Consider the following 13,548-nt stretch of genomic DNA (forward strand, 5'->3'; position numbering starts at 1 on the left):
GGGGATGTCGCTAGAGGTTTATTTCCCTAACGACGTGACTTATTTTCATTGAATCGACTGAATTCGTCTTTGGCCAAATCGACTGCCGGCATGCCGAATAAATACAAAAACGAATGGGAAGAGCATTTAGACGTTCTTTTCGCCCAAGCACCAACGTTGGCACTTGTCGAGGAATTGTTCGCTCGACTCGATGAGGTGAACCTCTGCATCAAAGATCTGGAGGGACGCTATCTAAGCGTAAATAGTGCATTTTTACGCAGCGTCCCCAAGCTTCGCCGAGAGGATGTGATCGGCAAGACGGCCTTCGATATCTACCCCCAGGCCCTGGCCGTCGGCTATCAGCAACAAGATCGTCAACTGCTGAGCCGTGGACAAAATCTACACGATCAACTGGAGATGATTACCAATCCCGATGGATCGCTAGGCTGGTATATCACCAGCAAGGTTTTGGCGAAGAACATTTCCCAGGAAGTGATTGCGATTATCGGCATGTCGCGCGACCTGCATGCCCCGACAGAAAGGGACGATCGCTACAACAAGCTTTCGCTCGCTTTGCGCAGGATGCAAACCGACTTTGCCAGTCCGCTACGGATTCAGCAATTGGCGGAAGACTCGGGGCTTTCAGTCAGCCAGTTCGAACGGCTGATGCGAAGCATGATTCAGATCACCCCGTCGCAGTATCTGATTCGACAACGGGTAGAAGCCGCCGCCGTGATGTTGCGTGACAGTAACAAGAACATCGCCACGGTGGCGATGGACTGCGGCTTCAGCGATCAGCCATCGTTCTGCAAACAATTCAAACGAATCACCGGCTTATCGCCGCTGAAATACCGGAAGATGACGCAGGATGGGAAGTAGCGTCCTACCCATCCTGCAGCCACCCTTCCAGCACTTTGACTAAACGTCGAAGGTTTCGACGACGACTTGCGTGGTCATGGCAGTGAATCCCTGGCAATCGGTTCTGTTGGCGAAACAGTCCACCGTTCCCTGGTTCTGGGACGCAACTGCGGACTGCATTAGATGCCATGTAGGATATTGCCAATCGCGCAGGGCGTCTTGGCAATTATCGATACGCCTCGCGTCGAGATTCGACAAAATTGAATCTCGTCTCGAAATGTTTGCCAGAAAAGCACACCGCTATGGCTGCGCAGTCTCAGCAGATGGCTCTTGCGTCCCTTTCAGCAGGGGGCGAATCGCAGCAAGTGGCAACTCGATCTGTAGCATGTGCCCTTCTCGATCGACCAGCAGCGTGGTCGGATCCTGGTATTGGGTGACCAGATTCTTAAAGGCCTCGCTGCTTTCCACCGGCTTGCCGTTCACTTCGTAAACACGATCAAGTGGCTTGAGTCCTGCCAAGGCGGCCACAGAGCCAGTCGTCACGTTGGTCAACATGACGGCCCCAGGCTCGGCGGGATCGTTCGTCCAAGAGATGCCCACCGGAGCCGGATTCAGGTCTAGTTTGATGTTGAGGGCCAACGGTTCCGCTTCCCCTTCCCTTTCGACCTTCAGCACGACATCGACCGGTGCGGCTTGAACCTGGGCCAGGAAGTCTTCGACGCTGGTGAAAGGGATGTCGGCGAACTCGATCAATCGGTCCCCTGCCTTAACTCCCCCATTTGCGGCCGGGCCACCCGGCGACACCGAGGCAATCGATAGCCCCTGCCCTATGTGTTGCTGCTCGGAATTCCAACGGATTCCCAGTCGCGAACGATTGACCGACCGGGCAACCTCGAATCGCTTTCGATCCGATTCCGTTTCCAAGCGAGAGCGTGTACGGAATGTAGGAAAGACATCTCGATTAGCTTCTTCCCAGACCGTTTCCGCCGTAAGACGGGCAACGGCCTGAACTCCATCGTGGTTGATCAAGTGCGCATCGTCCTGAGGACGATGGTATTCACCATGCAGCCCCGTATGGAACATGAGCGTGGGGATCGATCGCGAATAGAACGTGTAGTGATCGCTGTTGTCGGTCATCTCCCAGCGGAAGTCGAGCTTCAGGTCGCTGGTCATGTTGGACCGGGCAATTCTCTGACGAATTCCTGGCAGGGTTCGCGTTCCGTAGACTTCGACCCCTTGAGGACGCAGGCGACCAACCATGTCGAGATTGATGTACAGGCGAATTCGGTCCCATTTGACGGTTGGGTGTTCGACCCAATACTTCGACCCCAAAAGCCCCTTCTCTTCACCGTCCCACAAGATAAACAAGATCGATCGTTTGGGCTTGGCCTTCATCTGGGTGAGGGCCTGAATGACTTCCAACAACGCCGAGGTACCACTGGCGTTGTCGTCGGCACCGTTATGGACGTAACCAAACGGGCCAAAGCTGTTGGTCCGACTGCCGTACCCGACGTGATCGTAATGAGCCCCCACGACGATCAAATCGCCGGAATCGGCTCCCTGTTCGCCTGGCAAGATCCCCAAGATGTTGCGCGAACCGCCATGGAACAACTGAAAGAACGTGCCGTTATCACCCGCTGGTTTCAGACCATACTTGGAAAATAGCTCTTGCAGGTAGTTCCCTGCGGCACGCCCTCCGCGGCTGCCTGCTTCGCGCCCTTCGAAGCTGTCGTCGGCCAGGATATCGACGTGCCGTTTGACGTCTTCCTTGCGGATGGTGTCCAACGCCGCCGAATGCGAAAGCTCGCCGGCGAACGAGGCCTGAAAAGCAGCGAACCCAAGCAACACAGCAACTGTCCCTAGGCGTAAAATCATTTCGATTTCCCTTTGAACCCCTCAGAAGCACGCGATTTCCCTATGGTGATAAGGGGCATACTTTGAGTAAAGAGGGTCATGGTTATTCCAAATTTGGCGGTTAACGGGACAGATGGCCCATATTGAACGGCTTATTTCACCGTAACCATAGGCCATATTAGGAAAAAGCGAAGGAGGTCCCGTTGAGGACCAACGGAAAAGGGTGTAGACTTTCGCTTTCCCACAGGAGAGATGGCAGAGTGGTCGAATGCGCCGGTTTGCTAAACCGGTGAACGGTGTAAAACCGTTCCACGGGTTCGAATCCCGTTCTCTCCGCTTTCTAGCGAAGCCGTCAACGTAAGTCGTTGTCGGCTTTTGTTTTGCGCCGAGGTGGTTTTATTTGTCTCAGTGACTGAGACAAACACTGAGACAAATGAGCCCGAAATAATCCCCCTTAGGACCGTTTCCCAGGTCGAACCAGGAAGCATTTCACGGCAATTTATCCCACCCATCAGCGGCATCGCTATTCTACCTGTTGGCCATCGACGCTACGAAAGCCAAGTTCACAACTATGCGACGTCACGATCAGCACTTTCCTCGTCGTCGCGTCCGAGGAAGTTGATTTGTTCCATTCGACGGTGGCTGTCTTCGCGATGAAGATGCCGGTACAGCTGAGTCATCTCTGAGTCGCGGTGTCCGAGCCATTCCAGGAGTTCGGCGTCCCGTGCTCCGTTGCGGTAGGCTTCGCTACAGAAGTAGTGCCGGAGCCCGTGGACGGTGCCGCTGCCGAAGCCAATCTCACCTTGCGGTGTCGGAAACTCCTTGCCAAGCGGCTCAATGATTCGTTCTTGCAGATTCTGGAGCACACGACGGTCACTGAGGCGACCTCCGCGTGGGCCATGAAAAATACGGCCATCGGCATGACGCGGGATCTGCTGCAGCACCTTGAAGAATTCAGCGTGCATGGGCAAAGCCCGGCCCCGCTTCCCTTTGATCCGACGCTCGCCTCCCGTCTGTCGACGTCGGGGAACGGAACGCTCATCCGTGATTCGAATCGTCTTGGCCTCCAAGTCGACATCACTCCAGCGGAGTTGAGCAAGTTCATTGATTCGCAGTCCGGACGTTGCCAGACAGGTGATCACCTGCCCCATCCAGACAAGGTCCTCCGACTGATTGCAAAACTCAACCATCCGCGTGACTTGGGGCTGAGTATAACAGTAAGTCGAGCTTCCGCTCACCTTGTTCATCTTCAGCAGGAAACGGCACGACTGTGGCAAGTGGTCTTCTTCCGTCAACCACTTTACGACGGAGCAGATCATATTCGCCTCGAACACGATCGTTCGGTCGGCATATTTCTTCTTTGCGAGATCCGTCCCGTAGTCGAGCGTGTTGGCCTTCGTAACTTGGGACCAATTCTCAATCCCCTTCTTGCGGCAATACTCCTGATGCTTGTCACGCACCGCCTTGTAACGCTGGATGGTCTTCGGACTGACACCACCAAGCAACTCCGGCTTCTCGCAACGTTGGATGTAAAGTTGCCAACCGTCGCTTATCTGAACGTCCTTTTCGTTAGCCATTGGCTTAGCTTCGACCAAGCCACATTCGATCGCCTTCACGTGATCGAGTTCGTGAAGGCGTCGATACGCCTCTTCACGATCGCGAGTACCTAGGGATGGTTTCCCTAGCTGATACTGGCTGTTGAGACGACCATCGGCAAAGAAGACACCATTCGCCTTCCGCCGCAGGTACCAAGTGAAATTAGCGCACGGGATCGGCGCTTCCTTAGGTTTTCTAGGCATATCCCTCCTTTCAAATGATTTATTTCTTCGAACGCGACATCCACCCAGGTCGTGGCCCAGGAAGTCTCTCATCGGAAGCGGTGTTTTCAATCTGACGTGTGTTGGTAGCGTCAGTCGTAGCGTGGCAAAGTTCGATCGCATCCTCGGGAAACATGACCCGGCCGTGCTTTCCCGCCGGTTGATAAAATGGGATCTTGCCATCCCGCTTTAAACGCCAGATCGTCGACTCAGATAGGCCGGAATGCTCCACGAGAGCATTAATATCGACCAGCGTCTTTTTGAGATCCGAACTCGCCATTTGCGTTCACCAAGCTGAAATCACAGGCTTCCACCAAGGAGTGACCACGCGATCAAATTCGCGTTCGGAAGCTTCAACAAGGTTTACAGCGAGTAGCTAGGCTAAAGAAGGGAAAGCGTTTCGACACGCTCTACCTGTTTCGCGGTATCAGATTGTCAGGCTAATTCGGCTCTAAGATCCCAGTCTTTGCCAAGTGCCTTCTGAATCGCCATGCGATCGGCATGCATCGAACTTTCAGTCACGCCAAAGAATTCGGCAAAGGCCCGCTCGACGCGAGCCGTGCGCCGACTAAAGATGCTGGGATGTCTTTGGCGGAGCAGCCGCCAAAAGTGTTGAAATCGAAATCGACGTTCAAGCGAGGCAAACTGATTCTTCGCTTTGTTTCTTACGTCGATGATCTTGTGCCAGCCCTCCAAATGCTGAGTATCTGAAGAGGGACGCAAAGCGTCAGCGATCATATCTCGCAAAACATCGCGAGCAAACAGGGGGAAAGTATCAGGCCAGTTAAAGACACCGCCTGCTCGCATTAACTGCTTGACGATGGTTATCGGAAACTGGCCGCTAATCATGGGCTTCATCGGAATAGGTAATCTTGGACCTGCCAAGCCTTGAAGTCGCCATCGAACGCAGAACTCTAGGACCGCCGCGTCGTATTCCTGCCAACCTTCCTCGCTTGTCGGATTAAGCTGTCCTGGCTCTATCGAACTTAAGATCGGCAGACCAACCAGGGAAGTACCCCAGCGAAGCATCTGCTCGCCAAACTTCTCAAGCAAAACATCCATTTCGTCGAGAAAAACGGTGTTGGTCATCAACCAACCACTGTAGGCACCGCCAATCTCATCAAATGAAGACGAATGCTTGTTTGCTGCTTTCACCGTTAATTCGGCCTCCGTTTCAGATACCCCCAACTCGGTCAAGTCTTCTCGGCAGAGCGAAGGCTGGCCCATCAGTACAGACTTGATAGGCCAGTTCTGCCAGAATCCTACTCGATAGCAATGATCTCCAGATACCACTGATAGCTTACATTCGAGGTCATAAAGATCTCGATCAAACTCCAGGGCTTCGCCAACCTCTCCCTCGAACACCTTCTGCAGCAGTTGGGGCGGGATTGTATAAAAGAACTGGCCGCGAACCAGCGGATGAGCTTGGCATTCGGCAGGAACAGTCGGGTGCCTCGACCGAAGATCGTGTGCCAGCACATTCCTGAACTTGACATTGGTCGGCGGCCCATGTTGAGCAAAGACCGGGTGGATCGCTAGTTCATCCGATTCCGCGTCTTCGTTTTCAGTAGGGCGTTTCGTCATTCTTTTTACCACCGCAAAACCCAATTCTGCGTTATTCCGATCACCGAGATAAAGGGCAGGAATCTGCTGAGAGCTAATTCATCTCCAAGTATTATGACTCGAAATCAGCGAGAATTTAGGTGCGAGCCCTTCAATCAGATTTCATAATCTTTCGAAGTAACCCGAACTTCACCCGCCAATTGCTAACCATTCCCCTCAAGTATTATGACACCAATTCGCCTTGAATTTAGCTCCCGGCGCACTGATAGCTAATCTCCCGCTACGCTTGCTTCTTCTTATCCTTGTTTTTCTAATTATGCCTCATTTCTGGATAAAATTTAACTCGATACCTCGCCCAGAAACTCTTCTTAACCTTTACGTCATGGGCATAGGTACACTCCGATGGCACTTCTCGATCCACTCCTGGCCGCTGTGGCTTGGAGGGAATCGTCGCTTAGGTACACTAGCAATGAACGGCTCGATGACTGCGTGCTTGCTGTGGCTTGGAGGGAATCGTCGCTTAGGTACACTACCACGCGGGAACAAGTGGAGCGCCACGCGCTGTGGCTTGGAGGGAATCGTCGCTTAGGTACACTGAAACCTTACCACCGTGCAAACCTTCCTCTGCTGTGGCTTGGAGGGAATCGTCGCTTAGGTACACTCGTAGCTGTACCGCAATGCCCGCACGGCTTGCTGTGGCTTGGAGGGAATCGTCGCTTAGGTACACTAGTCGGCACCCTATGACGCTCCGAATCTTCGCTGTGGCTTGGAGGGAATCGTCGCTTAGGTACACTCTGCGCCGCAACTGCAAACGAATAGGCGTTGCTGTGGCTTGGAGGGAATCGTCGCTTAGGTACACTCCACGCAGGCGTTTTTCGATGCGCTGCACTTGCTGTGGCTTGGAGGGAATCGTCGCTTAGGTACACTTGTAGCGTGGTACAACGCGAGAGTATTCTGCTGTGGCTTGGAGGGAATCGTCGCTTAGGTACACTGAGAGATCCCGCTGGGTGTATCAAAATCGCGCTGTGGCTTGGAGGGAATCGTCGCTTAGGTACACTCAAAGCGGAGGAACGCCTGAGCTTCGACGGCTGTGGCTTGGAGGGAATCGTCGCTTAGGTACACTCAGTTCACGCAATTAAGGAATCCGAAGCAGGCTGTGGCTTGGAGGGAATCGTCGCTTAGGTACACTAAAAAGGAAACAAACATCCTTACGTCAATCTGCTGTGGCTTGGAGGGAATCGTCGCTTAGGTACACTTTAAGTTCTTGCGACCACTCCCAAACTTGCGCTGTGGCTTGGAGGGAATCGTCGCTTAGGTACACTGCCTGGATCCATTGGGCTGCGGTCCATGGGCTGTGGCTTGGAGGGAATCGTCGCTTAGGTACACTGATCGCAGGTGAGAAGCAACGATTCAAAATGCTGTGGCTTGGAGGGAATCGTCGCTTAGGTACACTTTGTACCCGGTGAACAAAAACGAGAACAACGCTGTGGCTTGGAGGGAATCGTCGCTTAGGTACACTTCGACAACCCATTTCCAACACGCAAGGAACGCTGTGGCTTGGAGGGAATCGTCGCTTAGGTACACTTGGCTATCGAGCAGGGCTTCCAGTTCGCGGGCTGTGGCTTGGAGGGAATCGTCGCTTAGGTACACTTAGCCGATTTCTTCCAGATCCTGTTCGATGCTGTGGCTTGGAGGGAATCGTCGCTTAGGTACACTAGATATTCTGCGACTGGAAATGGAAACGATGCTGTGGCTTGGAGGGAATCGTCGCTTAGGTACACTCTTTCCTCCACCGGCGTCGTGATCGGCAGTGCTGTGGCTTGGAGGGAATCGTCGCTTAGGTACACTGAAAGTTCGCCTGGAATGCTTCAACAAAAGGCTGTGGCTTGGAGGGAATCGTCGCTTAGGTACACTCCCACGATGCTTTTGATTGGGCCAATCACGCTGTGGCTTGGAGGGAATCGTCGCTTAGGTACACTATGCCGCTGCCAGAGTGCCGGTAAACTCAAGCTGTGGCTTGGAGGGAATCGTCGCTTAGGTACACTCCCCTTGCGGCGATGACGCGTCGAACAGGCGCTGTGGCTTGGAGGGAATCGTCGCTTAGGTACACTCAGCCATGTAGACAAGTCCCACGAGGGACAGCTGTGGCTTGGAGGGAATCGTCGCTTAGGTACACTTCGTAGCCAAATCCGTTGTCGCCCCAATGCTGTGGCTTGGAGGGAATCGTCGCTTAGGTACACTGCCCCCGCACTGATGCCAGCAGGTCAGGTGGCTGTGGCTTGGAGGGAATCGTCGCTTAGGTACACTCGTCAGGCGAACGCCCGACCAGCTAAACGCGCTGTGGCTTGGAGGGAATCGTCGCTTAGGTACACTGTCGTCTCGCGTGGCTCGTGCCTCTGCTGCGCTGTGGCTTGGAGGGAATCGTCGCTTAGGTACACTGAGGTTGGCTGATGCAGTGCCGCGTAGTAGCTGTGGCTTGGAGGGAATCGTCGCTTAGGTACACTCGCGAGATTTGTGAGGCTTACCCGGGCATCGCTGTGGCTTGGAGGGAATCGTCGCTTAGGTACACTACCCTCGATGGTTATACCGTTGCGAGTTGGGCTGTGGCTTGGAGGGAATCGTCGCTTAGGTACACTGCGAGAAGATGCTTACCGGCTATGTCTACGGCTGTGGCTTGGAGGGAATCGTCGCTTAGGTACACTCAAAGCGGTCTACATCAGCCATGATTCTTGGCTGTGGCTTGGAGGGAATCGTCGCTTAGGTACACTCTGGTTTCGTACCTTTGAAGCGAGGTTCAAGCTGTGGCTTGGAGGGAATCGTCGCTTAGGTACACTTGATCGTTCCCCAAGCCGTTGTGGAGCAATGAGTTAGGCCCTCAGCAACTGTATCAAAACAGCTGCATTTGCTGAGGTGCCTGCTCGGTTTCCGCACGTTTTTTGCCATAGAATACCTTCATTTTGCCGAATTGACGGTCCGTTACGGCCATAAATCTAACCTGCCCGGCGGGCGGCAAGTTCTTTTGTATTTGTCCAACGAACTTTGTTGAAACCTCTTCGCTCACACAATATCGAGAATACACCGAGTATTGCATCATCTGAAAGCCTTCATCAAGCAATTGCTTGCGAAATTTGGCGTAGTTTTTTCGAGCTTTACGTGTGTCGACAGGAAGGTCGAACATGATAAATAGCCACATGCCCTTGTACTCCGATAGCATTCTAAAACTCCGGTAGTTCGAGCTTCCTTGTCTCCCCTTCGATGGCGCGGACTAAGCTTCTAGCTGTCCGACAAGCAATGTCAAATAAAGTGCGTTGTTCTCCCAAATGGGTGAACTTCGAGAGCAAATGCGAAATGATATGTTGTTTCTCAAGCGTACTTAAACTTGATGGAACATGATTCTCCGATACGAAGTTCCATACGGCTTCATCGACAACCGGACGAAACGGTTCCATCAGATCATCTGCCAATGGGTATCCACTGCCGCGATTGTGATGATGGATCCCCAACGAAGGATGCAAGCCGGAAGCACAAATGGCTCTAGCGACAATCGCCCGCAATACGGCATAGCCATAGTTCAGAAGCAGATTCTCGTCCTTAGCATCACGATCCCGTTTAAAAGTCGAATCACCGAACATGGCCGACCAATATCGCCTTGCGGCCTGGGCCTCAACATTGTTCGGATCGCCTGAACGCACCTGAGTAGCCAGATGCTTGAGCCCTCGATCCGAGCCAATTGCACGTTCCAGTGATGTGGCTTGGTTGCGAACTTTTTGTCTAACAACCTGCTGCCATAGAGCTTTCTTCAACGGCAGCTTGATCTTGGCCTGTTGCTCAAACCGGCTCACCTGCCAGTGATGCGCGTTCAACGGAAGCAACATTCCTGTCGGCAGGCTGCTCGAATCACAGACGATCAGCACTGCCCCGTGATCGCATAATTCCGATAATACCGCGTGCGAAAAATGAACCTGCGGGTTCGCGATAACGACGACAGCAATGTCGCTGACGGGAATCTGAACCTGTTGTTCGTCCTCTTTGAAGCGAACATCAAGCTGGCGATTCCGTATGCGTAGTGATGCAGCACGGTTGGAAAAATCTAAGATGCGATCAATCATTAGCCGGAAAGACTTGTCCAATTGGGTCGACAAGAACCTTCCGTGGTTGAATTTCGGTCAGTCGTTTTGCACTTCTTATTCTAATTCGCGAAGCTTTTCGTTCAGTACTTGGCCTAGCATCTTCGGGAAGAATTAACTCTAAATCTCCATCAGAAAAGCTCAGGCATCGAACAACCTGACGTTGCCCAGGCTCGATCTCGACTTCAAGATGCTCTCCAGGCACGAGCGAAAACATAAACTTCGCACCTGGGCCGTGATCTTTCTGAATTACCTCGCACGGGCCTTCCTGGCCCTTTTTAGATCGCAACATCGAATCATACAGCGATACTACCGTGAAATCCCAAACGGCCCTCTCCTTGTCATTGTCGAACTTCAAGAGAAACTCGGCATGATGATTGTTGCCAGGTGCCACATAGCGCCGACTGTCCCCCTTGCCGAGAACGAGTTTTGGCAAAATTCGCGAGCGAATCCGTACCTTCTTAATTGGCACGAACCTTCCATTCCGCCCACGAATGTACGGCAGGTTTGCCTCATCCTTAAATGCTTGGGCAGGTACCCCTCCAATTCGATCAAGTTGAGTCTTCACCGCGTCGCGAACTGCCGGATCAATAATCGCGTCAACTTCGTTTGCACTCAGAGAACTGAGAGGTTTGCGAATGCGGTGATACGTCTTCTTGTTTTCCGGGTCAACGCAAGGAGGACTGAAATTCGATTCATCGTGAATTTGTCCGTTGAGCTTACGATGAACACGGGTTGAGACAATGACTTCATTCACCGCCGTTGTGGCATCCTCGATGAAGTTCTTCCAGGGAAGTTCAACGTCATCGAATTTATGCCGAATACCAAGCTCTTCGGCACGTTTGGCCGCGTCGCTCAACTGCTTTACGGTTCCATTTGTCGAACACGCAACTACCAATGCATCAACCGCGTGATGCCTATGATCAGCACGATTCTTCTGGTTGCCCCCATGAAGTATTCGGTTTACTTGCCAAACGTCCCGCAGGTACGAGACGAGCATGCCTGTCCGCGCCTCAACGCGAAGCTTGCCATCGCTATCCTGTCTACCGCCAAAGAGCAGCCCTACATAGTCAGCGGCCGTCTTGGTGACAAACTGCGTGTCACTTAAAAGGCGTTGCGCGAAGCCTTCTTCGATTGCATGAGCCGAGAAAAGTTCCAATTTCTTGTTGCGAGCGGGACCGATAAAGTTCTTGACTCGCATCAACATCTCATCCCAGGATTCCGTTTCGCCATACGCCTCCCAAGGCGTACGGTTCTTCTTACGACTGCGGTTCTCTTCGTGATAGCAAAGAGTCTTATTCAGGAAGGAATTGTTCAACGAGCGACTGAACGGTTGAATGTGCTCAATGTCAAACTGTGGGTTTTCTCCAACAAGCGTTGCCATTTCCATGCGACGACCTGTGTAAGGACAGTCCCAATTACATTCCTCGGCCAGTCGCACCTTCAAGACATTGCCTGATGTGACATACTTTTCACCCATTTCGGCCAAAAGGCCTTTGATGGCGCGTTCGCGGGATTTTTCGTTCTCACGATTACGTTTGAAGATCGCTTGCTTTTGTCGATTACTCTTTGCCAAATCACGAGCAAGCTCGATACGAATCTTTGTTGGCTGCCCGTATTTACGAATCAGCGCATTGACTACTTTCTTTAATTCGGTCAGCACGCGAACAACGGCTGGGTTGCGAAGACTAGGAAAAACGACATTGACCGGTGGCAGTCGATCATAGATCGCATCCATTTTACGGGCTTCGGGATATTCAGCGTTCTCTGCCTGGTAGTAATTCAATCCTTGGCGCATGTGTGGAAGCAACCGACTGATTGCTTTGCGCGACAGAGATCCGAATCCATCCTCAAAGCGACAATCAACAATCCGTTGAGCGTTTTCGTCCGAGATTCCCCATTTCGATACAAGGTGCTTGCGAAGTGCAGGAGCAGACTGAAAGCTGAGAATTGAATCGACTAGTCCGCCACGCTCGACAGGCGGCATACTGGTCCACTGGGTACCAAGAATCGCGGACAACTTGCTGGCTGTACGATTGCCGGGGATTTTGGAGTCTCCCCCCTCCTCAAAATTGAAAATATGCAGCGAAGGGTTCTGCTTCGAGGTCTTGAGATTTAAGACTTTGCGGATCCCTTTAAACGTAAGATCTCCATTTGCTTCCAATTCTGTGATTAATTCCTCTCGTTGCTGATCGGAGAGTTGTTGCGGTTGGCAATCCTCATCCCAATAGGTGAGGTCGTTGAGTTTTTGGAGGTACCGAAACTCCTGAAATTCGAGGCTTGCCGCAGGTGCCCGCCGTTTAGCTGTTTCTAGTTCGCAGTGTCCGATCAAATGCTTTTGAGAACGCAAGGGACGCTGAAAGAAAATCGCGTGATGGACCTTCTCTTTAAGTTCATTCGTCAATTCGGGATGAGAACCAGCCTGCGTCTTCCATATCAGCTCAAATTCATCCAAGAACATCTGGCGAGACGTCCATCGGCCTCGGATGCGAAGCTGCTCGGGATCAAGCGTAGCGAAGTATTGCCCCAAGGTTTGGCAGTTAGCCCCTTCAATCTCTTGATAGAGCTGGCCAATGCCTTGTTTGACCACTCCATCTTCTTCATCATTCGCTGCTTTGAGGTTGGTCTTAAACCCTCGACGTTGAGCCAAATGATAGAGAGCCCTACCAATTTCCAGCAGCGACAAGTCTTGATTGGAATCAGTTGCAGATGCCCGTAAATAGTAGGGAACGACATGAGCATTGCAGCGATCGGTAAACTTTTTCCCTAATTCTGCATCCATTCGCTGCAATATCGCGTGCCTTTCTTCAGGCTTCTTAGAAGGCCCAGCGGGTAGCATGCCATTTTGCTGAAACAAATAGAATAAGTTCGCCAGGCGCCGAGCACGGCGAAAGCCTTGTCGTCGGACCTGGCGTTTATCTCGCCGTACCTTTGCTCGACTGGTGGCCTTGCCTTCTTCAATCTTCGCGGCGCCGCCTTCAACACCGGCTTCAAACCGCCGCACTCCCATCGCCGCAATAGGCCGCTTCTTGTTCTGTGGTGCAATCAGTGCCCATCCAATAGATGCCACGCCTAGGTCTAAACCAAGAATCAATTCGTCTTTTGAACTTTTCGCGTCAGTAATCACTCTCGCGAACTCCTTGACATGGCTCGATGGGTGGGTATCCTTACACATGTACCTAAGCGACGATTGCTTCGCAAGTCATAGTAAAGCAATAGTCAGCGAAAGGTTTGCTCACGGAGCATTCCGTCGAGTACCCTTTGACGCCTCCCAGCGGGGCGTCTTTTTTTGCGCAGGTCTGGAAATCAAATATTGCCTGTTCGCGAAAAGAAATATTACTTGATGTTAA

General features: G+C 52.4%; 8 protein-coding genes, 1 tRNA gene and 1 CRISPR repeat array. Of the genes, 2 read left to right on the forward strand and 7 right to left on the reverse strand.

The annotated features are described in order from the left end of the window. Positions 1-90 precede the first annotated feature (90 nt). Entirely contained in the window at positions 91-858 is a 768-nt protein-coding gene (locus tag C5Y96_RS24760) for an AraC family transcriptional regulator (RefSeq protein WP_146115796.1), read from the forward strand. Positions 859-1,137: 279 nt separating this feature from the next. Here the strand turns inward: C5Y96_RS24760 and C5Y96_RS24765 are convergent, their stop codons facing one another. After that, positions 1,138-2,712 (reverse strand): M20/M25/M40 family metallo-hydrolase, encoded by a 1,575-nt coding sequence (locus C5Y96_RS24765; protein ID WP_105359033.1) that lies wholly within the window; start codon positions 2,710-2,712, stop codon positions 1,138-1,140. A gap of 225 nt (positions 2,713-2,937) precedes the next feature. Here C5Y96_RS24765 and C5Y96_RS24770 point away from each other — a divergent pair. After that, positions 2,938-3,027: transfer RNA gene (locus C5Y96_RS24770), tRNA-Ser, on the forward strand. A gap of 233 nt (positions 3,028-3,260) precedes the next feature. On the opposite strand, the gene C5Y96_RS24775 is transcribed toward C5Y96_RS24770, so the two are convergent. From C5Y96_RS24775 to cas9, 6 genes are all read right to left on the reverse strand, one after another. Beyond that, on the reverse strand, positions 3,261-4,490 hold the full coding sequence (locus C5Y96_RS24775) for a tyrosine-type recombinase/integrase (protein WP_158261413.1): 1,230 nt from the start codon (positions 4,488-4,490) through the stop codon (positions 3,261-3,263). A gap of 19 nt (positions 4,491-4,509) precedes the next feature. After that, complete coding sequence (locus tag C5Y96_RS27525; RefSeq protein ID WP_158261414.1) at positions 4,510-4,788, reverse strand: helix-turn-helix transcriptional regulator; 279 nt, start codon at positions 4,786-4,788, stop codon at positions 4,510-4,512. A 155-nt stretch (positions 4,789-4,943) separates the two neighbouring features. Next, entirely contained in the window at positions 4,944-6,092 is a 1,149-nt protein-coding gene (locus C5Y96_RS24780; protein WP_105359037.1) for a hypothetical protein, read from the reverse strand. 408 nt (positions 6,093-6,500) lie between these two features. Continuing rightward, positions 6,501-8,905: direct repeats of the CRISPR family, unit length 36 nt; unit sequence GCTGTGGCTTGGAGGGAATCGTCGCTTAGGTACACT. 53 nt (positions 8,906-8,958) lie between these two features. Beyond that, positions 8,959-9,285, reverse strand: a complete 327-nt coding sequence (cas2, locus tag C5Y96_RS24785) for a CRISPR-associated endonuclease Cas2 (protein ID WP_199188790.1) — start codon at positions 9,283-9,285, stop codon at positions 8,959-8,961. Position 9,286: 1 nt separating this feature from the next. Then, on the reverse strand, positions 9,287-10,180 hold the full coding sequence (gene cas1 / locus C5Y96_RS24790) for a type II CRISPR-associated endonuclease Cas1 (RefSeq protein ID WP_105359040.1): 894 nt from the start codon (positions 10,178-10,180) through the stop codon (positions 9,287-9,289). Further along, positions 10,173-13,325 (reverse strand): type II CRISPR RNA-guided endonuclease Cas9, encoded by a 3,153-nt coding sequence (gene cas9 / locus C5Y96_RS24795; protein ID WP_158261415.1) that lies wholly within the window; start codon positions 13,323-13,325, stop codon positions 10,173-10,175. The genes cas1 and cas9 overlap by 8 nt, the downstream gene beginning before the upstream one ends. Positions 13,326-13,548: the final 223 nt, after the last annotated feature.

This window comes from Blastopirellula marina (genome assembly GCF_002967715.1).
Taxonomy (GTDB): domain Bacteria; phylum Planctomycetota; class Planctomycetia; order Pirellulales; family Pirellulaceae; genus Bremerella; species Bremerella marina_B.

Coding starts and splice junctions, on each gene's coding strand:
- C5Y96_RS24760 (WP_146115796.1), top strand. CDS start 91: ATGCCGAATAAATACAAAAACGAATGGGAAGAGCATTTAGACGTTCTT.
- C5Y96_RS24765 (WP_105359033.1), bottom strand. CDS start 2,712: ATGATTTTACGCCTAGGGACAGTTGCTGTGTTGCTTGGGTTCGCTGCT.
- C5Y96_RS24775 (WP_158261413.1), bottom strand. CDS start 4,490: ATGCCTAGAAAACCTAAGGAAGCGCCGATCCCGTGCGCTAATTTCACT.
- C5Y96_RS27525 (WP_158261414.1), bottom strand. CDS start 4,788: ATGGCGAGTTCGGATCTCAAAAAGACGCTGGTCGATATTAATGCTCTC.
- C5Y96_RS24780 (WP_105359037.1), bottom strand. CDS start 6,092: ATGACGAAACGCCCTACTGAAAACGAAGACGCGGAATCGGATGAACTA.
- cas2 (WP_199188790.1), bottom strand. CDS start 9,285: ATGCTATCGGAGTACAAGGGCATGTGGCTATTTATCATGTTCGACCTT.
- cas1 (WP_105359040.1), bottom strand. CDS start 10,180: ATGATTGATCGCATCTTAGATTTTTCCAACCGTGCTGCATCACTACGC.